Genomic DNA, 19,878 nt, shown 5'->3' on the forward strand with positions numbered 1-19,878 from the left:
CTCTCAGGACTCTCCGGGCTTTTCCCTCCGGTCTTGCGTTTCCAACCCTACCAGACCTTTTTCTCACTCCGTTTCCGGACTTCGAATTCGATCCAACACCCGATTGGAAGGGCTTTTCGCCTTTCGGCTGAGCCGACTTTATCATTCCCTTTACGACCTGCTGACCAATGCTTTACAGGCATGCAAAGCAACCAGTACAAGTGGATCTGGGATTGATTGAGCCGCTGCCAGCCCTCGACACAAGGTCGACTCGGGCCCAGGCAGGAGACCGACAGTACCGGGCACAGAGAGGCCGAGGCAAATCGCCACCACAGCGCGATCGCCACGGAGGCATCGGCTCCCCGCCTGGAAGGTTCCGGGCGGAAATAGGACTTCGCATGACATACGCTGCTGAACAGTGCGCCGTCGCATACACATGGTGACGGCGCGAGATCGATTCCTCGCCTCTGGGAGGCTCCATGACCACCGTGACGTCCCCGATCGCCGGACGCGCCATCGGCCTCTCGGCAGTGCCGGACCCCGTGTTCTCCGGCGCCATGGTCGGACCGGGTACCGCGGTCGACCCCCTCCGGGAACCCTCCGTGGCCGTCGCTCCGGTCGACGGCGTCGTCGTCTCCCTCCATCCACACGCGTATGTCGTCGTGGACAGTGAGGGGCACGGCGTGCTGACGCACCTCGGGATCGACACGGTCCAGCTGAACGGAGAGGGGTTCGAGCTGCTCGTCAACAAGGGTGACAGCGTCGTCCGGGGGCAGGAGATGGTCCGCTGGAACCCGGTCGCCGTCGAAGAGGCGGGCAAGTCCCCCATCTGTCCGATCGTGGCATTGGAGGCCACCGCCGACTCCCTCTCCAACGTCGTGGAGGGCGGCGACACGGGCACCGGCAGTGTCAGTGTGGGGGACACGCTTTTCGACTGGCAGTGACGGCGGGCAGCATCCAGGCGCGGCGGCACGACCGTCGCTCGATCTAAGACGGGTGACATGGAGACAACTCTGCGAGGCGTCGGGGTGAGCCACGGCGTGGCGATCGGCGAGGTCCGGCACATGGGTACGGCGGTCCTGGAACCGCCCGCGAAGCAGAACCCGGCACAGGACACCGAGCGCGAGCAGGGGCGTGCCCACCAGGCGGTTAAAGCCGTGTCCGCCGATCTGATCGCGCGGGGGAACCTCGCCGGTGGCGAGGCGCAGGCCGTGCTCGAAGCGCAGGCGATGATGGCGCAGGACCCCGAGTTGATGGCGGACGTGGAACGTCGCATCGCAGTGGGCAGCACCGCCGAGCGTGCGGTGTACGACGCGTTCGCCTCGTACCGGGCGCTGCTGGCCGGTGCCGGGGAGTACCTGGCCGGGCGGGTCGCCGACCTGGATGACGTAAGGAACCGCATCGTGGCCCGACTGCTCGGGGTGCCGATGCCCGGCGTGCCGGACAGCGACGAGCCCTATGTACTCATCGCCAGGGACCTCGCACCCGCGGACACCGCACTGCTCGACCCAACGCTCGTGCTCGGCTTCGTGACGGAGGAGGGTGGGCCGACGAGCCACAGCGCGATCCTGGCCAGGGCGCTCGGAGTTCCCGCGGTGGTGGCGCTGCCGGGCGCGGGCGAGTTGGCCGAGGGAACGCTCATCGCCGTCGACGGCAGTTCCGGTGAGATCTTCGTGGAGCCGAGCAATGAGAAACGTGCCGCTCTTGAGCGGGCGGCGGCCGAGCGGAAGGCCGCCTTGACCGCGTCCAGCGGGCCCGGAACCACCTCGGACGGACACAAGGTGCCGCTCCTGGCGAACATCGGCGGCCCCGGGGACGTATCGGCGGCGCTTGCTGCCGGCGCGGAGGGCGTGGGCCTGTTCCGCACCGAGTTCCTCTTCCTCGACGACAGCGAGCAGGCTCCGTCGGAGAAGAAGCAGATCGAGGCGTACCGAGAGGTACTGACCGCTTTCCCCGAGGGGCGGGTGGTCGTACGGGTACTGGACGCCGGGGCCGACAAGCCGTTGCAGTTCCTCACTCCGGCGGACGAACCCAACCCCGCACTGGGTGTGCGGGGGCTGCGCAGCCTCCTCGACCATCCGGAGGTGTTGCAGACCCAGCTGACGGCGCTGGCCCAGGCGGCCGAGGGGCTGCCCGTGCATCTGGAGGTCATGGCGCCGATGGTGGCGGACCGCATCGACGCGCGAGCGTTCGCCGAGGCGTGCCAGGCGGCCGGGCTACGGGCGAAGTACGGAGCGATGGTGGAGATTCCGTCGGCCGCGTTGAGGGCCCGGTCGATCCTGCGCGAGGTTGAGTTCCTCTCGCTCGGTACCAACGATCTGGCGCAGTACACGTTCGCGGCCGACCGTCAGGTCGGAGCGGTTTCCCGGCTCCAGGATCCATGGCAGCCCGCGCTGCTCGATCTGGTGGCACTCGCGGCCGAGGCTGCGAAGGCCGAAGGGAAGGGCTGTGGCGTCTGTGGTGAGGCGGCATCCGATCCCCTGCTCGCCTGTGTTCTGACGGGCCTTGGGGTGACGTCGCTGTCGATGGGGGCGGCGGCGATTCCCTATGTCAGGGCCGCGCTGGCGACCTACACACTGGCGCAGTGCGAACGGGCGGCGGCAGCCGCGCGTGCCACGGACACGGCCGACGAGGCCCGCACCGCTGCGCAGGGTGTTCTTTCTGGCGAGTAGGTGCATGGAGCGGAGAGGGGTCCTGCTTCTCTTGGGCGGGACCCCCTTCGGCGTGTTCCTCAGTGGTGGGTCTCCGGGTCGTCGCCCGGGATGTGGAACCCCGCGCGGTAGTCCACGCCCGGCTCGGGCGGCATCGGCTCACCGGTCTCGACGTCCGTGCAGTAGGCGCTGAAGACCTGGGCCTCGGTGAGGGGGATGAGTCGGCCGCGATGGAGCCGCCAGCCGTGGAGGCGGTCCGGTGCGGCCGGGGTCTTGGTGCGCAGGACGAGTCCCCCGGTGGTGTCGAGGGCGATTCCCGTGGCGAGGACGGTCACGAACTCGGTGACCTCGGCCGTATCGGGTTCCATGGGTGGCGGAGCTGTGGCGTCGGGGCCCTCGGCGTGGAGCGTGGCGAAGATCTGCCCACTGGGAGTGGGGACGCTGCACACGAGGTGGTGGCTGCCTGGGCCGGCGGCTTCGAGGAGGCGTCGCAGTGCTCGGGATGCCTTGTCGAAGGCCGCCCTGCCGATGTGTCGGCCGCAGTCGGCGCACTCCCCCGCATCGGCGAGAAGGCCGGACGCGTAGTGCCGGGTGGCCCGGCGCACGGATCGGTCGATCAGTTCGGGCAGCAGGCTGTCGAGTGGTTCGCCACCGTAGGCCAGGGTGCCGAACAGTTCGGCGGCGTGTGCTGTATATCGACTGCGGCTGAGCGGGGTGTCGGGGTCCAGTTCCTGCTCGGCGCAGAAGGCGGCGAAGTCCTCCGGGTCGAAGAGGACGACGCTCGTGTGCCGCTTCCCGGCCGTTTGGGAACGCAGCAGGGCCTGGAGGTGTCGGAGGTACTCGGGGTGGTCGTCGAAGGCGAAGGTGGGATAGCGGCGCATGGCGCGGAAGTCGACGTCGTCGGCGATGACCCCGACGGTGGTGACGGCCTCCTGCCGCAGGGCCCTTCGTGGCGAGGTCCGGTTCCTGGGTCGGTCCATGGCCCTGGGGCCGCCACGGGGGCCGCGCGTCTTGCGGCCCGCTCGTGGCGTGTCCCTGTTGGTGGTGTCGTCGCGTGCCATGATTCCCCGCTTCCCCTGCGTTGCGTCACTTCTCATGACTCACCGTAGAGGGCGGCACTGACATCGCCGGCTGAGGCGGGCGCTCAGCCGTTTCTGGCGCGGCCCAGTTCGGCGTAGAAGGCGAGCAGTTCGGGATCGTCGACGGAGCCGGGGTTCACCGCCTTGGCGAGCGGAGTGCCTTGGAGCAGGCGCTTGACCGGGACTTCGAGACGCTTGCCGGTGAGGGTGTGCGGTACTGCGGGGATCTGGATGATCTCGTCGGGCACATGGCGGGGGGATAGCTGTTCGCGGATGGTCCGCTTGATGCGGTCACGGAGGGAGTCGTCGAGTGCGGCTCCGTCGGAGAGCTGGACGAACAGCGGCATCCAGTAGCCGCCGTTGGCCTCTTCCAAGCCGATGACCAGCGATTCCTTGATTTCGGGAAGGCGCTCGACGGCTTCGTAGATATCGGCCGAGCCCATGCGTACGCCCTGGCGGTTCAGGGTCGAGTCGGAGCGGCCGTGGATGATGACGGACCCGCGGTCGGTGAGGGTGATCCAGTCTCCGTGTCGCCAGACGCCGGGGAACATGTCGAAGTAGCTGTCGTGGTAGCGGCTGCCGTCGGGATCGTTCCAGAACCGGAGGGGCATCGACGGCATGGGTTGGGTGACGACGAGTTCGCCGACCTCGTCGATCTGGGGCTTGCCGTGCGGGTCCCAGGACTGGAGGTCCGTACCGAGGCAGGGGGCCTGGATCTCGCCCACGTACACGGGGAGGGTCGGCACCGCACCGGCGAAGCAGCTGCACACGTCGGTTCCACCGCTGACGGAGGCGATCCAGATGTCGTGGCCGAACTCGTCCCGGATCCAGCGGAAGCCGTCGGGGGGCAGCGGTGAGCCGGTGGTGGCGATGCAGGAGACGCGTGAGAGGTCGTGGTCGCGCGCAGGGTGGACGTCGGCCTTGCTACAGGCCATGACATAGGCCGCCGAGGTCCCGAAGAAGGTGGCTCCGGTGCGTTCCGCGATGCCCCACTGGGCGCCGATCTCCGGGTAGCCGGGGCTGCCGTCGTAGAGAACGATCGTGGTGCCCGTCAGCAGGCCGGAGACGAGGAAGTTCCACATCATCCAGCCGGTGGAGGTGTACCAGAAGAACCGGTCATCGGGTCCGAGGTCGCAGTGGAGCGCGAGTTGCTTGATGTGTTCGAGCAGGATGCCGCCCTGGGACTGGACGATGGCCTTGGGCAGCCCGGTGGTGCCGGAGGAGTAGAGGACCCACAGCGGATGGTCGAAGGGCAACTGCTCGAAGTGGGGTTCCACCGTGGCCGCAGTGACATCGCTCCAGGTGAGGGCGCCGTCAGGGGCTGGTGTGCCCAGCAGTGGGATGTGGATGACCGCGCGCAGGGTGGGGAGTTCCCGCCGGAGTTCGGCGACGGTGTCCGTGCGTCGGTGTTCCTTCCCCCCGTAGCGGTAGCCGTCGACGGTGAACAGGACGACGGGTTCCACCTGCTGGAAGCGGTCGAGGACGCTGCGGGCGCCGAAGTCGGGGGCGCAGGACGTCCAGACACCGCCGACGGCCGCGGAGGCGAGGAGTGCGACGACGGCCTCGGGGATGTTGGGCAGATAGCCGCTGATCCGGTCCCCCGGTCGCACGCCGATGGCACGGAGCTCGGCGGCGAGCGCGCCCACCTGGCGGCGGAGTTCGGCCCAGCTGACGGCCCTCTGTTCGGTCGTCTCGTCGACACACAGGAGTGCGGGTGCGTCGGGGCGTTCGTCGGCGGCCCGCAGTGCGTGTTCGGCGTAATTGAGGCTGCCGCCGGGGAACCAGGTGGCGCCGGGCATCGCGGAATCGGCGAGCACGGTCTCGTACGGAGTGGAGAAGCGGACTCCCGACCACTCGGCGAGGGCGCGCCAGAAGGTCTCCAGTTCGCGGACTGACCACTGGTGGAGTGCGGGGTAACCGCCGTCGGCCGGGGCTCCGTGGTGTTCAGCGGCCCATGCCTGGAAGCGGGTGATCCGCGCGGTGGCGATCCGTTGCGGGTCGGGTTGCCACAGGGGCTCGGGGTGCGCTGTCGAGGTCATGGGGCTGCTCTCCCGGGTGGCTGTGCGCGGTGTGTGTTGTTCGGCGTCGGTGGTGGATCCGGGTGCACGCCGGCTGGGCGTGACTCGGTTGACAGGACGATGCCATGTGATCGTCTTTCACACCAGGGCACCATCTATCGGACACGGAATGACATCGGGGCGGTTCTCGTCCGCGTGGTGAGGGCAGGAGGGGGCGTCTTCCGTCACCCTCCCGGAGTGGGTGAACGGGTGCTGAACATCCCGGCGCATATGCCGCGCCGGTGGCAGGGTGAGATGCATGAAGGGTCGTGGACTGGTGCGCGCAGGGGTGGGTTTCGCGAGGCCCGGGGGATGGCGTGCGCTGCTGTCGGGGTGGCGGCACCGTCGGTTGGACGCCAGGGATCTGCCGGCCCAGGGGGTGGTGCGGGCCAGGGTGCCGGGGATGGTGGTGGACGCGGAGCCTCGGCCGGGCGGCGGGGTCATCAGGTTTGCCCGCTCCGAGTTGCGTATCCGGGTGGTGACGGGCGGGGCGGTGTTCTGGGGGTGGGACGGGGCGGGTCCCGAGCCGTCGTACGCGCTGGCCGGGGTGGTGCCCGGACCGGATCCTCGGGCCACGCTCGAACCGGACAAGGACGGTGGTTGGCGTGTGGTGTCCGAGCGGCTGACGGTCCAGGTCTCGCGCGACGGGACTGTGGAGGTGCGTACTCCCGGTGGGGTGGTGTTGCGCAGGGACCTTCCGCCTCGTTGGTGGGAAGGAGCGGACGGGGGGCCGACCCGGTGGACGGTGCGGTCCGAGGTGTCAGCGGACGCACGGTTCTTCGGCTTGGGCGGTCGTTCCTCGGGGCCGCGGCTACGGGCGGGGACGTACCGGCTGTGGAACACCGATCCGGGGAGACCGTTCCGCCCGGGCGACGACCCGCTGTACGTCACCATGCCGGTGCAGTTGGTGGTGGCGGACGCCGGGACGCATCTGGCGTTCTACGACGACCCTTGGGACGGGCGGGTGGTGCTGCGCGAGGGCGTCGAGGGGGGTGGGTCGGGTCATGACAGGCCGGCCACGAGCGCGGTGCACATGGACGGCGGTCCGCTGCGATGTTGGGTCGTGGTGGGGACACCGGCGCGGGTGTTGTCACGGTGGACCCGTCTGACGGGAGCTCCCGCGGCGCCACCCTCCTGGGCTCTGGGACCACAGCACGCCCGGTGGGGTTTCGGCAGTGAGCGGGAGGTCAGACGGGTGGTGGCCGGCTATCGGGAGCGTGGACTTCCGTTGTCCGCGCTGCACCTGGACATCGATCACTACGACGGCCACCGCGTTTTCACCGTCGACCGCCGTCGATTTCCCGGTCTTCCGGAGTTGGCCGAGGAGTTGGCCCGCGATGGAGTGCGCTTGGTCTCGATCGTCGATCCTGCGGTGAAGGCTGAGGTGGGCGGCACTGTGTACGACAGCGGGGTGGCGGCCGGGGCGTTCGTCCGCGATGGGAACGGGCGCGAGGTGCGCGGAGTTGCCTGGCCCGGTGTCTGCGTCTATCCGGACTTCACCGATCCGCAGGTGCGGAGCTGGTGGGGGCAGTGGTACGAGGAACGGTTGGCGCAGGGTTTCGCCGGGATGTGGCACGACCTCAACGAGCCCGTGTCGTTCTCCGTGTTCGGTGCGAACACCCTTCCGCGCTCTGCCCGCCATTCGCTGGAGGGGCGCGGCGGGGACCATCGCGCGGCCCACAACGTGTACGCGCTCGCGATGGCGCGGTCCGGGTACGAGAGCCTGCGCCGGCTGCGTCCGCACGAGCGCCCGTTCCTCTTCTCGCGCTCGGGGTGGGCGGGGATGCAGAGGTACGGCGGCACCTGGTCGGGCGATGTGTCCAGCGGTTGGCCGGGGTTGCGTGCCTCGCTGTCCCTGGTGCTGGGCCTGGGACTGTGCGGTGTGCCGTATTCGGGGTGCGACGTGGGGGGTTTTGACGGCTCGCCGGCGCCCGAGCTCTTCTTGCGTTGGTTCCAGTTGGGGGCGTACCTGCCGCTGTTCCGGACGCATTCGGCGATCGGTGCGGGGCGGCGGGAGCCGTGGGAGTTCGGTCCGGATGTCCTGGAACACGCCCGGGCCGCGCTCCTGGAACGGGAGCGGCTGCGTCCGTACTTCGTCACCTTGGCGCAGCTGGCCCGTTTGACCGGGGCGCCCTACGTGCGTCCGCTGTGGTGGGGCTTCCCCAAGGACCGGGCGCTGCGGGACTGTGAGGACGCGTTCCTGCTGGGCGATGCACTGTTGGTGGCCCCGGTCCTGGAGCCCGGTGCGCGGAGCCGGACGGTGCGGCTGCCCCGGGGCCGTTGGTACGACACGGCGACGGGCCGTGTGTACGAGGGGCCCGGGCAGGTGGTGGTCGATGCGCCGCTGTCCCGGATTCCGGTGTTGGCCCGCGGTGGGTCGGTGTTGGCGGTGCGGGGCGCGGACGGGGCGACGGAGTTGGAGGTGTGGGCTCCTGCCGCCGGGCGCAAGGGAGGTGGTGTGGTGGTGTCGGGCAGTGGTGACGGTTGGGGACGGGCCGAGGTGGAGCGGTACACGACCCGGCTGGCCGACGGTGAGGTGCGGGTGAAGCTGATCCGTGGTGATGGCGCGGGGCCACCGAAACGGCCGGTACGGGTGCGCGGCCTGGATTCCGTTCGGTAGGCAGCGCCCCGGACCGTGGGCCGCTCACTCGTAGCGGCCCATGAACCATCTGCGCACGGCGGTCGTGTGGAGTGGGAAGGCCAATTCGGTGGGGGTGCGCAGCAGATGGCGGTCCGATGTCTCCTGGGTGGGGACCATCGGTGGGAGTTGTTCCAACCGCAGGCCCGGGAGCACTCCGAACAGCAGCAGGTGTCCGGCGGGTGCGCTCATCGCGTCCGCGAGCCGGACGTCCTTGGCCGCCGTCTCGATGCCGGTCTCCTCATGGAGTTCGCGGACGACCGCCTCCTGCCATGTTTCGCCGTGGTCGATGAAACCGCCGGGGAGGGCGATCAGTCCCTTGCGCGGTTCGATGGCACGGGTGATGACGACCAGCCCCGTACCGTTCTCGTCTCGTACGGGTTGCAGGGCGACGGCCACCGGGAGGGGATTGCGGTACGCGGTGGTCCCACAGGAGGTGCAGGTGCGGGGCCAGTCGGTGCGGGAGCCGTAGGGGGCTCCGCAATGGCCGCAGAAGAGGTCGTTGGGCACGGGCGGACTGTAACCGATGACCTGGTGTGCCGGGGTGGGAACGGGATGGGTGGTCTGTCCTGTTGCGGGGTCGTGTGGCCGTTCTCGGCTCGTTCATCGGCCACTCGGGTTGGCTGGGAATCACCGCGGGAACGCGGGCCGTCGCGTTGTGGGCCCCTGGTGCCATCGGATCTGGCACTGCGGTCGACCAGGACGGTCGACCCGCCGGGCCGCATGGGTTGCGTGTGGGCGGGTGACGCGAGCAGGCCGCGGTCCACGGCACATTGATGTGCCGGGCGGTCTCCACGGGTCCCTTGTCCGTCCGGCCTCGGGCATCGAGAGGCAGCCGGCCCCGGAGCGGACCGCAGTTCTGCGGCACCGCCGGGGTCGACCGCCCACGTCATGTGGTCGTCGCGTGCGGACGCTGCCCTTCCACGCGTGCCATGGCGTGTTCGACCACGGAAACCAGCACCATCTTGGCTGACTCCCGCTCACGGGCGTCGCACTGGAGCAGCGGAACCTCCGAGTCCAGGTCGAGTGCCGCACGGACGCTGTCGGCGGGAAATCGGTCCGCTCCCTCGAAGCAGTTCACCGCGACGGTGAACGGAATGCCGCGCCGCTCGAAGTAGTCGACCGCGGCGAAGGAGTCCTCCAGCCTGCGGGTGTCCGCCAGCACCACGGCACCGAGCGCGCCTTGCGCCAGTTCGTCCCAGAGGAACCAGAAGCGGTCCTGGCCCGGTGTGCCGAAGAGGTAGAGCACCAGGTCCTCGCGGAGGGTGATCCGTCCGAAGTCCATGGCGACGGTGGTTGTCGTCTTGTTCTCGACCCCGGTCGTGTTGTCGACCGGGCGGCCGACTTCGCTGAGGGTCTCTTCCGTACGCAAGGGCTTGATCTCACTGACCGCGCCCACCAAGGTCGTCTTGCCGACACCGAAACCGCCCGCGACCAGGATCTTGAGGGTCACGGGTTCGACGGGCCGTCGGCTGCTAGAGCGCCCGAAGACCATCAATCACCTCGCGGAGAATACTCACATCCGGCAGCTCGGCCGGCGGAACGGGACGGGATACATGGACCAGTTCGTCCTCGACGAGATCGCCGACCAGGACCCGGACCACCCCAACGGGGAGATCCAGACCGGCCGCGAGTTCGGCGATCGACTGCGGCGCATCGCCGCAGCGCTCGACGATTTCGACGTGCTCCGGTGAGAGTGACTGATCCCGGCCGGGATGATCGGCAGCAGGCTCCGTGACGACCAGGGCGATCAGGTCCATCCGGTGCTGGTTCACACTGCTCGTACGGCCACGGGTCATCGCGTACGGACGAACGACCGGGCCTGCCTCGGCATCGAAGAAGTGGTGCGGGTGCTGGGCGTGATGAGTCGATTCACTCATGCCAGGACCTTCACCCGCTGGGGGCGTGACCGGTCCGCGGCGAGGTGGCGAGGTGGACTCCGACCCGCTTGACCATCAACGTCATTTCATACGCGACCTGTCCCACGTCCGAGTCGGCGTCGGCGAGCACTGCGAGGCAACTGCCGTCGCCCGCCGCCGTGACGAAGAGGAACGCCTCGTCGAGTTCGACGACGGTCTGCCGGACCTTGCCGGCGTCGAAGTGTCGTCCGACGCCCTTGGCGAGGCTGTGGAATCCGGATGCCACGGCAGCGAGGTGCTCGCTGTCCTCCCTGGTGAGCTCACGGGAGGTGCCGGTCGCCAGCCCGTCGCTGGAGAGGACGAGGGCCTTGTGGATGCTGCCGACGCGGTCCACCAACTCGTCGAGCAGCCAGTTCAGTTCGCCCGACCCTCTGTTCGCCGGGCGGGCGCCTACGGTATTCGCTGCGGTGTGCGGTGCGGTCATGGACCGTCCCCCTCTGATGTCGTTCGTGGTGCTGTCTGACCGGGGCCGGTGCCGGTGGTCTGTGCGGCGCCCTCGGCCCCGTATGCGTTCTTGAGGCGGCCCCGCTGCCACCCTCGCTGCATGGAGGCCATCCTGTTGCGCACTTCGTCCGCGTCGCGTTCGATCTCCCGACCCCTTTCACCGGCTCCCCTGCCCACGTTCCGCTCGGCGGCGGCGCCCTCCCGGAGTTGGGGGGCGAGGCTCGCCTGACGCACCCGCCGGGGCAGACCGTCGATTCGTGCGGGTGACGTTCCTTCGGCGCCGCGTGCGGGTGCCTCGGGGCGGTAGGCGCGCTGGGGTTGCTCAGCGCGTACGGGCTCGGCGGTCGGGTGGGTCCGGCCTTGGTCATCCACTCTACGTCCGTGATCGGTGACGAGGGTGGGGGGTTGACGACGAGGTAGCGGCACGGTGCCCGACGTCCGTTCTGGTGTCGGGTCGTTCGCCTGCTGGTGTTGTTCGCCGGAGGTCGGCCTCCAGGAACCCCGGACGAGGGGCCGGAGCGGTGCGTTGTCGCCGCCTGTGGCATCGCCGCGGTCAGGGGCGCCGGGGAAGCCCTCGAAGGGATCCCCGGTGGGGGCGGCGTCGAGTTGGCCGCGTCCGACAGCTGCGGGGCCGGCGCCCAGGGCGCCCAACCCGTCTGCGGAACCGCCCAGTTCCACGGGTTCGCCGAAGAACGCGGGCTGGTCCTGACCTGGTCCGGTCAATGCGGACAGAGCGGTCCGCCTGTTCTCGCCACCTCGGCGGGCGGACTGGCTCTCACTCTTGCGGTCGAGCCGGAATCCGGCGCCTCGGGTCTCCGGGGCATCGGTGAGCAAGGCCGCGGGGATGAAGACGATCGCCGTGGTCCCCCCGTACGGTGACGGCTGGAGGGAGACCCTGACGTTCTGGCGCTGGGCGAGCCGGCTGACCACGAAGAGGCCGAGGCGGTCCGTGTCGGAGAGCTCGAACTCGGGTGTCTCCGCGAGACGGAGATTGGCGTCGAGCAGGAGATCGGACGCCATGCCGAGGCCACGGTCGTGGATCTCCAACGTGAAGCCGTTGGCGACCCGCTCACCGTGTACCTGGACGGCGGTGTGCGGCGGCGAGAACACCGTGGCGTTCTCCAGCAGCTCGGCTATCAGATGGGTGAGGTCGGCGACGGCAGGACCGCCGACGCCGATCCGAGGAAGCCTGCGCACCTCGATGCGTTCGTAGTCCTCGACCTCGGCGACCGCGGCACGCACGACGTCCATCAGCTGGATCGGCTTGCGCCACTGCCTGGACGGCGCGGCGCCCGAGAGAATCACGAGGCCCTCGGCGTGGCGACGCATCCTGGTGGTGAGGTGGTCGAGACGGAAGAGGTCGGCGAGTTCGTCGGTGTCCTCGGTGCGGCGCTCCATCGCGTCGAGGAGGGTGAGCTGTCGGTGGAGGAGCACCTGGTTGCGACGGGCGAGGTTGACGAACACCTCCGAGACTCCGCGCCGCATCTCGGCCTGGCGGACCGCTGCTTCGACGGCGGCGCGCTGGAGGGTGTTGAGGGCCTGACCGGCCTGGCCGATCTCGTCCTTCTCGTACTCCAGCCGGGGCGCTTCGGTCTCCACGTCCACCGGCTCGCCGGCGGCAAGTCGTCGCATCACGCTGGGCAGACGCACACCGGAGACCTCGTGGGCCTCCTTGCGTAGCCGGGTGAGGTCACGGATCAAGTCACGGCCGATACGGACGGAGACGATGATCGACACCAGCAGGGCGAGGAAGCCCACGACACCGGCGAGACCGGCGAGAATGAACACGTCGTACGCGGCGGGACCGACGCGGTCCTGGTACCGCTCGTTGGACGCCTTGGCCGAATTGCGCAGCTCGTCGAGGACGGGGTTGGCCGCTGACTGCCACTCCTTGGCCTCGGCCTCGCTGACGTCCTTGAGCGAACCCGCCTCGATGAGGCGTTCCTCGGCGTCGCGCAGTGGCTGGGTCTGGGGGCTGCGCCACAGCCGGAGGTAGACCTCCCGCTCCTTGGCGGGCATCGACTCCAGGTTGACCTCGTAGTAGAGCTTGCGGTGGGCGACGAAGTCGGAGAGCTGGCGGACCTCCTTGTCGCTGACCTTGCCGGTGGCCAGCGCGGACGCGATCAGGGCGTCTTCGCGGGAGAGCATTTCCATCGCCCGTGCCAGGCCGATGAGACCGCGGCCCTGACGTTCCATCTCCTCGTCGTGGAGGGTCTGGAGGGTGGCGAGGAAGCTGAAACCGGGGTCGACGATCCGGTTGTAGAACTCCAGCGCTTCGCCGCGTGACACGGCGGCCGACTCGACGGAGCGGCGCAGGGCTATGAGGCCGTCGAGCCCTTCCTTGAAGGAGGTCAGTCTGCGTGCGGTGTCCGAGCGCAGGTCGTCACGGACCTCGGTTTTGGCGGCGTTCCTCGTGATCCGGGCCACGGCCCGATCGGTGGCCACCCGCGATTCCCGTAGCGCTGGGAGCGCGCCGGCCGCGCGGCGGTCGGCGAGGTAGACCAGGGTCGCCCGCCGTTCTTCCTGGATGTCGTGGAGCGCATCGGCAACCGGTTCGCCGATCTCCTCGGCCACCGAACTGGCCTTGAGGAGGTGGTTGGCCTCCTGACCGGTCAGCACCGTGGCAAATCCCCACAGAGCGGTCAGGGAGACAAGCGGCACCAGCATCAACGCCACGATCTTCCGGCGGATGGACTTCCCGCGAAAGCGCATGGCCTCCCCCTGCTCAACCTCGCCCGTTCTGGGCGGAGTTCCGTCAACAAACGGCGTGAGCCTACTACTGACACAGAGACAACTCGAAGACGCGTCCGGACGGTTTTCGGCCTACGCCGGGTGTGTTGATCATGAGTTGTCCCGTTTTTCAAGGAGTTGGCATTCCAGGCGTGTCGGCCAACACCCGACGGGCATCACCTTCGAGACAAGGCTAGATGGCTGGATTTATTCGGTCTGGGCGAGAGTTGGGGAATCATCCGGGCTCGTCGTTCGTCATGACATACGGGGAATCTTGGAAACCGCAGTGCGGTCCGGACCGTGGGCTCCGGGACCCCCGAGCGAACTCCTGCTCGATCCGGGCGGGTTGGGTTTCCCCCTCCCCTCGGGACCGTCTTACTCCGTTTCATCGCGGAGGTGTGGGGGCAGACGCGGAGTAGGAGTAAAGACGAGTAAAGGCATGGAATTCGGGCAGCCACCCTGAGGCCGGGCAGACGGGGGGGCGTGGGGAGTGAGTACAACCATGGATACGGATGAGCGTCGTGTCGGGACCTGGGCGACGGGCCCGAATCCGATTCCACGACAGCTCTGGGTCGAGGAGCCGTCCACACGCAGACGGATGGCCGACCCGGTACGCACGGCGGCGGTGAGGGCGGTGTTGATCGTCTCGCTGACCCTGATCCAGGCGATGATCGCGTTCCTCGCCACACTGGCGGGGTCGTGGCTGGCCTTTCCGATGGTGATCAGCAGTGTGGCCAGCACGGTGGTCGCGACCTGGGGGGTGCTCGATGTGTGGGTGACCCGACAGGTGTGGAACCAGCGCAACGGTGTGGTGTCGGAGCCCAGCAGCAGCGCCCGGCAGTTGCGGCGCGAGCGCCGCAGGGCACGGAGGGTAGCCAGGGCGGACGCGCGTCGGGGCGCACGCATACGCCGCCGGGGACCTGGGCGGCTTTCACGCGCCTGAACGGTCACATCTGGCCTGCGTTACACCACATGCGGGTGTAACGAAGAAACACAAGGGCCGGAAACCCGGGGCGGGCCCTCGACGTGAAGTGCGCGCCCCTCGCTGCGGAGGCTGATGGCGCCGGCAGCGCACACTGCCCGGTCGAAATGACCGGGCAGTTCGTCGTTCAGGGCAGCGCGGGCGGTTACCGAGGAGGGCTCGACTCGGCGACGGACCGCTCCGCAGCCTGGTCAGCGGCCACCGTGCTCCGACGGAACATCCGGGTCGCGGTGATCTCCCCGTGCACCGCCTCCCCGGAAGGGTCCTCCTGGGGCAGCCCGGGGCGCAGATGCTCCTCGACACTGATGTACTTCAGTCCGGCCCGGAGATCGGCGTCGTTGCGCAATCGGATCACCAGCGGGAACTCGGCCAGGGCCGTGGTGTCGAAGAGACCGGTCGTGTAGAGCAGCTGGACGCCCAGGGCGTCGGAGACGGCCCGCTGAAGTTCCAGCAGATAGGTGGCGTTGGCCCGTCCGATGGGGTTGTCGAGGAAGAGCGTGCCCGCATGGCGATGACGGTCACGGCCACGGTCGTTGCTGCGCAGGGCAGCCATGGTGCAGTAGAGCGCGATCGCAGCGGTGAGCAACTGACCGCCGGAGAAGACATCGCCCATCTGACCGACGGGAACGCGCTCGGCCCGGAGCACCGCGTCGGGCTTGAGAATCTCGACCGCGATGCCCTTCGGTTCCAGGGCAGCTTGGACACCGCGCAGCAGTAGGGACATGCCGTCCCTGCGGCCCTCGCCGTACGCGGCTGTGGAGTTCTTCCGTACCGCCCCACGGGTGGCCTCGTCGATCACTTCACCGAGGCGCTCGGCCAAGGTCGCCTGGTCGGGCTCTTCGAAGCGGATGCGGAGGAACTCCTGTCCCGACCACTCCCCCAGCCCCTCCGGCAGCCTCGACAGCCGTTGCGCGGAGCGAAGAGTGGCCAGCGCGGACTCGACGAGACCGCGCAGTCGGTCGACGATGGTGTCGCGGTTGCGCTCCAGCTGCTGGAGCTCGTCGGTGAGGACACGGAGCCTGGGCGCGAACGCCTCCGCCCACTTCGCGGCGTGGTCGGGCAGGGCTGCGGCCGGCAGTTCACGGATCTGCTGCCGGGCCGGGGTGCGCACCTGTTCGTAGCGGGTGGAGTTGGCATGCCGGACGAGGACGTCGCTCGCTTCTCGCACTGCTGATTCGGCGGCGGAGAGGTCGGCCGCGCAGCCCCGTAGGGACCGTCGGGCCTCGGCAGCCGACTGACGGGCCTCGGCGAGGCTGCCCGGGTAGGGGTCCGGTGCCTCTGCCGCCGCATCGTCGTCGCGCTGGTCCCGTAGGAGATCGCGCAGCATCGCGGCGGTCTCGTCGAAGCCGCCCGCCGCGTCCTCGGTGTGGCGATGGGCCTGGAGGAGTCCAGCGTGGGTGTCCTTGGCCGCGGTCAGCGCATCGGTGCGCACGGCCAGTTCGGTGGTGGCGGTGCGCAGCAGCGTCTGTGCGTGCTCGGCGTCGGAGGGCACGAGGTGCTCGGGAAGCTCGGTGTGGAACTCGCCGTCGGCCGGAGCCAACCGCTCGGACTCACCGCGGAGCCGTCCCAGCTTCTCGCTGGCTTCCGACGCCCGCGTCTCCAGCATCTGGACGAGCGACTCCGCTCGGGAGGCTGCTGCCTGGCGCGACGGGCCGTCCGCGCCGTCGGTTGCCTCCAGGAGTTGGGCGGCCCTGGTGCGAACCTTGTTGGTCAGCCGGTCCAACTCCGCGAGTGCAGCGCTCTCATCGCTCTCGGCACGTGCCTGTTCCGCACGGAGGTCGGCGCCGACACCCACCTTCTCGTAGAGCTGTGAGGCGGTGCGGTACGCCTCGCGCAGGGCGGGCAACGCGGCGCGGGGTGCGTCCGGGTCGATCGGGGGAAGGCTTTCGGGCGCGCCGGCGATCTCCGCTCGCTCGGCGCGCAGTGCTCGGGCCGTGCGACGGGCGTCGTCGCCCGCCCGTTGGGCGGCTCGGCGGTCCTCGTCCGCTGCCTTCGCACGCTCCAGACAGACCGCGGCCCGGGCTTCGGCTTCGGCCGCCTCATCGGCGAGTTCACGTAGCTTGACCTGCCAGCCGGCCCGCTCCCTGAGTCGGAAGGCGAGCCCGGCGAGGGCGTCTGCAACCCGGCGGGCGCGCTGCGCAGCTTCCTGGCGCTCCTCACGCACCCGGGCGGCATCCGCGGCGGCTTCTTCGGTCTCCGCGCGTACCGTGCGCGCTTCGGCCAGTTCTGCCTGCGCCTCATCGGCGACTTCACGGGCGGATCGGGCTCGGTCCGCGAGTTCGGCAAGCATGCCGGGCGGGCAGTCGGTTCGCCAGGAAGTGAGGCGCGCCGCGATGGACCGGTCGCCGGCGAGACGGGCGGCGAGGGTTCTGATCTCCTCGTCGCGGGCCGTGGCCCGAGCCCGAAGGGCGTGCCGCTCCTCGTCCGCGGCGTGTTCGTCGTGCATGGCGGGGTTCGGCGGGACGAGGAACACGCTGTCCGAGTCCGGTTCCGTGTCGTCATCGGCGCCCGGGGCGGGTACGGGTGCGAGGAGGGCGGCGGCGGTGCCGACGGCCACGGTCGAGCGGGGCAGCAGCGCTGCACCGGTGAGGGCCTCACGGGCCCGTCGATGTGATGCGGGGTCGGTGATGACGACGCCGTCGACCAGTTCGGGGCGGGCGGCCAGGACGGCGGCGTGGTCGGCGGGGTCGACCGCCTGGGCGAGGTAGCGCCAGCCGGGAAGGGCGGGGATGCCGTGCTCTCCGAGGTACTCGACCGTGGCGAGGACGTCCGGGCCAGGGGGCAACAGGCCGCCGTCGCCGAGTGCGGCAAGGATGCGGGTGTCATCGGCGGCGGCGGTGCGCAGATCGAAGAGCTGGCGCTCGGCGGAGGAGATGTGCTGGTCGAGGAGGTCGCGGAGTTCTTCCGCGTAGCGATCCAACTCCTCGGCGGACAGGGGTCCTTCGGCGGGCCGCGGAGCAGGGCGGGCGACGGCTGCGGAACGGCCCCCTACCGTCCCGGGGCGGGGGTGGTCGCTGGAGGTGGATGCATGGACGGAGTGCTGTTGCCCGTCTGTGAAGGGCTCGGGTTCAGTCGCTGCTTCCTCGGCGGGGCAGGCTTCGCCGTCGGCATCGTCGGGCGATGCCGCCCGGTCGTCCGTGGAGTGCTCGGGGTGCTCGGGGTGCTGGGGGTGCTCGCGATACTCGGGGTATGCGGTTGGCTCGTCGCCCGTGGCCGACGGCGAAGGGTGCTGCGCCGCATCGGATCCGTCCGCCGTCTCGGTGGCGGACGGATGGATGGCGCTCGTGCCCTCGTCGGTGATGGCCGTGGCGTCGTCGCTCAGGATCGCCTCTGGGCTCGGCGAGTTCGGCGAGTTCGGCGAGTTCGGCGAGTTCGGCGAATCGTGTGGCGGTGGGCCGTCGGTTTCCGTGGCGTCGTCGGTTTCCGTGGGGTCGTCGGTTTCCGTGGCGTCGTCGACCCGGGCATGAACGGCACCCGGTTTGCGGGCCTCCGCCGCAACACTCCCCCTGCGAGGGGAGGGCACCGGTGCGGCGGCGGCAGCGGGAAGACCTAGTAGCGCGGCCAGTCGGCCGTCTTCGGCGATGGATGTCGCGGCGCGGTGCTCCGCTTGATAGGCGTTCTCCGCGGCACGGGACGCATCGGCCGCCCGCGCAGCGGCCAACTCCGCCCGTCCCTCCCCGGCTGCGGCCTCCCGCGCTCGCTCGGCCGTCGTCCGACCGGCATCGCGGGCGGCGTCCCACGCGGCGACCGCGGATTTCTCGGCATCGCTCGCGGCGAGAGCTGCGCGTGCCGGATCGGCGTCCGGCGCGGTGTCGTCGAGCCATCCCGCTCGTACCGCCTCAGTGGTCTCCTGCTCGACCTCGCTCAGCCGCTGGCGCAGATGGCCGATCTCGCTGCGGGCCCGCTGGGTCTCGGTGGCGGCGGCGGTCGCGTCCCGGTGCGCCGCCTCACCCAACTCCTGGAGCCCGGTGGCGCGTTCCTCCTGTTCGGCGGCGACCTCCTCGCCGGCCTCGGCAGCGGAGTGCAGCGCGCGGACAAGATCGGCCGCCGCCCTGGCACGGGCCGCGAGGGCGGGGGCCGCATCGCGCTCGGCTTCCTGGATGGCTGCGGCGACCCTGGCGGCACGGTCCGCTGCGGCACGGTGGCGCAGCACGGACTCGGCGGCCTGCCAGGCGGCGGACAGGGTTCTGGCGTCGCTCAGCTCACGGCGCTGGGCCGCGGCACCCTTCTCCGCGACGGTCAGGGCCAACGACGCATGGCGATAGGCCAGTTCTGCTGCGATGAGCGCACTTCGGCCGCGCGCCTGCTCGGCGTCGGTGACCGTGTGTGCGGCTGCCGTGACCTGGTCGGCGAGGTCGGCGGTACGGGCGCGTTCCTCTGCTGCCCGTGCGGAGAGCCGACGCGCAAGGGTGCGTGTACGCCGCTCGGAGCCCGTGTGGATGTCGCGGGCCCGGCGACGCGTCTCGGCGGACTCCACGATCCGGCCGAAGAGGTCGACGGACCCCGCGGTGAAGTCCCGCTCGGCGGTGAGCTCGGCACGGCGGCCGAGTTTGTTGCCGAAGCCACTGACGAGGTCGGCGAGCCCGTCGGTGTCCCGGGTGTCGGTGACGGCCCGCAGCAGGAGGTCGGTGAAGTCGGAGTCCTTCTTGACGGCGAAGAGACCGGCTGCCTCGCCCTCGTCGGCGTTCATCTCGCGCTGGTAGCGGAAGAGCTCGGGATCGAGACCGAGGTCTCCCAGGTGCTCGTTCCAGCGGTCGTGGATCTCCTCCCAGGAAACGTCCAGATGGGGATATGCCTTGCCCGCCTCGGTGATGGCGTCGCGGAAGCCCTTCATCGTGCGACGGCGACCACGGGCGGCGGATGCCCCATCGGAGGAGGGACGCATCGCGGTGGACTCGGCGACCGGGAGCGAGTCCAAGCTCAGCCCAGGACCGGGGCGGAAGGAGTACCACGCCTCGGCGAACTTCCGCGGATCGTTGGAGACCTGGCGCCCCCGCCACTCGCTGACCTTGCCCACGACGATCAGTTCGCCGGTGAGGGTGTGCTGCCACTCCAGGGCGACGTGCCCGCAGTCGTCGGCGAGCAGGAACTTGCGCAGCACGCCGGAACTGGCGCCACCGAGGGTGTTGCGGTGTCCCGGCAGCATCACCGAGAAGATCAGTTTGAGCAGGACGGACTTGCCCCCGCCGTTCTCCAGGAAGAGGACGCCCGCAGGGGCCGGGCGCCGCGGCGGACCGACCGGTTCCTCCTCGAAGAACTCCGCCTGGGTGGGTGCGGGGTGCGGCACTGGCGCGCCCACTCCCCGCAGGTCCAGCACGGTGTCGGCGTAGCGCGCACCGGCGGGCCCGATGGAGTAGAGGCGAACGCGGGACAGCTCGTACATGGCGGCGGACTCTCGT

The 19,878-nt window shown here is 69.8% G+C and carries 12 protein-coding genes; 4 read left to right on the forward strand and 8 right to left on the reverse strand.

Annotated elements, in window-relative coordinates:
* Positions 1-458: 458 nt before the first annotated feature.
* Together ACFXJL_RS33920 and ptsP are read left to right on the forward strand one after the other, a co-directional pair.
* A complete protein-coding gene (locus tag ACFXJL_RS33920; protein WP_358879124.1) occupies positions 459-923 on the forward strand; it encodes a PTS glucose transporter subunit IIA in 465 nt (154 codons plus the stop codon).
* A gap of 57 nt (positions 924-980) precedes the next feature.
* Entirely contained in the window at positions 981-2,651 is a 1,671-nt protein-coding gene (gene ptsP / locus ACFXJL_RS33925; RefSeq protein WP_358879125.1) for a phosphoenolpyruvate--protein phosphotransferase, read from the forward strand.
* A 59-nt stretch (positions 2,652-2,710) separates the two neighbouring features.
* Here the strand turns inward: ptsP and ACFXJL_RS33930 are convergent, their stop codons facing one another.
* Entirely contained in the window at positions 2,711-3,691 is a 981-nt protein-coding gene (locus tag ACFXJL_RS33930) for a hypothetical protein (protein ID WP_384699159.1), read from the reverse strand.
* An 83-nt stretch (positions 3,692-3,774) separates the two neighbouring features.
* The gene (locus ACFXJL_RS33935; RefSeq protein ID WP_384639986.1) at positions 3,775-5,748 is read right to left on the reverse strand and encodes an acetoacetate--CoA ligase; all 1,974 of its coding nucleotides are present in this window, start codon (positions 5,746-5,748) and stop codon (positions 3,775-3,777) included.
* Positions 5,749-6,025: 277 nt separating this feature from the next.
* On the opposite strand from ACFXJL_RS33935, the gene ACFXJL_RS33940 reads away from it, so the two are divergent.
* Positions 6,026-8,386: a glycoside hydrolase family 31 protein gene (locus ACFXJL_RS33940; protein ID WP_384699162.1), complete on the forward strand. Its 2,361-nt coding sequence runs from the start codon at positions 6,026-6,028 to the stop codon at positions 8,384-8,386.
* Between the two features lie 24 nt (positions 8,387-8,410).
* On the opposite strand, the gene ACFXJL_RS33945 is transcribed toward ACFXJL_RS33940, so the two are convergent.
* The 5 genes from ACFXJL_RS33945 to ACFXJL_RS33965 all read right to left on the reverse strand — a co-directional run bounded on the left by ACFXJL_RS33945 (position 8,411) and on the right by ACFXJL_RS33965 (position 13,479).
* The gene (locus tag ACFXJL_RS33945) at positions 8,411-8,914 is read right to left on the reverse strand and encodes an NUDIX domain-containing protein (RefSeq protein ID WP_384699165.1); all 504 of its coding nucleotides are present in this window, start codon (positions 8,912-8,914) and stop codon (positions 8,411-8,413) included.
* Between the two features lie 379 nt (positions 8,915-9,293).
* Positions 9,294-9,899, reverse strand: a complete 606-nt coding sequence (locus tag ACFXJL_RS33950) for an ATP/GTP-binding protein (protein WP_329015675.1) — start codon at positions 9,897-9,899, stop codon at positions 9,294-9,296.
* Entirely contained in the window at positions 9,880-10,284 is a 405-nt protein-coding gene (locus tag ACFXJL_RS33955; protein ID WP_358879130.1) for a DUF742 domain-containing protein, read from the reverse strand. The genes ACFXJL_RS33950 and ACFXJL_RS33955 overlap by 20 nt, the downstream gene beginning before the upstream one ends.
* A 10-nt stretch (positions 10,285-10,294) precedes the next feature.
* Positions 10,295-10,747, reverse strand: a complete 453-nt coding sequence (locus ACFXJL_RS33960; RefSeq protein ID WP_384699169.1) for a roadblock/LC7 domain-containing protein — start codon at positions 10,745-10,747, stop codon at positions 10,295-10,297.
* Positions 10,744-13,479, reverse strand: a complete 2,736-nt coding sequence (locus tag ACFXJL_RS33965; RefSeq protein WP_384699172.1) for a nitrate- and nitrite sensing domain-containing protein — start codon at positions 13,477-13,479, stop codon at positions 10,744-10,746. Before ACFXJL_RS33965 ends, ACFXJL_RS33960 begins: the two co-directional genes overlap by 4 nt.
* A 520-nt stretch (positions 13,480-13,999) precedes the next feature.
* Between ACFXJL_RS33965 and ACFXJL_RS33970 the strand changes: the two genes are divergently transcribed.
* The gene (locus ACFXJL_RS33970) at positions 14,000-14,440 is read left to right on the forward strand and encodes a hypothetical protein (RefSeq protein WP_329015685.1); all 441 of its coding nucleotides are present in this window, start codon (positions 14,000-14,002) and stop codon (positions 14,438-14,440) included.
* A 184-nt stretch (positions 14,441-14,624) separates the two neighbouring features.
* On the opposite strand, the gene ACFXJL_RS33975 is transcribed toward ACFXJL_RS33970, so the two are convergent.
* Entirely contained in the window at positions 14,625-19,862 is a 5,238-nt protein-coding gene (locus tag ACFXJL_RS33975) for a hypothetical protein (protein WP_384699175.1), read from the reverse strand.
* Positions 19,863-19,878 lie beyond the last annotated feature (16 nt).

The sequence above is a fragment of the Streptomyces sp. NPDC059256 genome (assembly GCF_042753785.1).
In the GTDB taxonomy this organism is placed as follows: Bacteria; Actinomycetota; Actinomycetes; order Streptomycetales; family Streptomycetaceae; genus Streptomyces.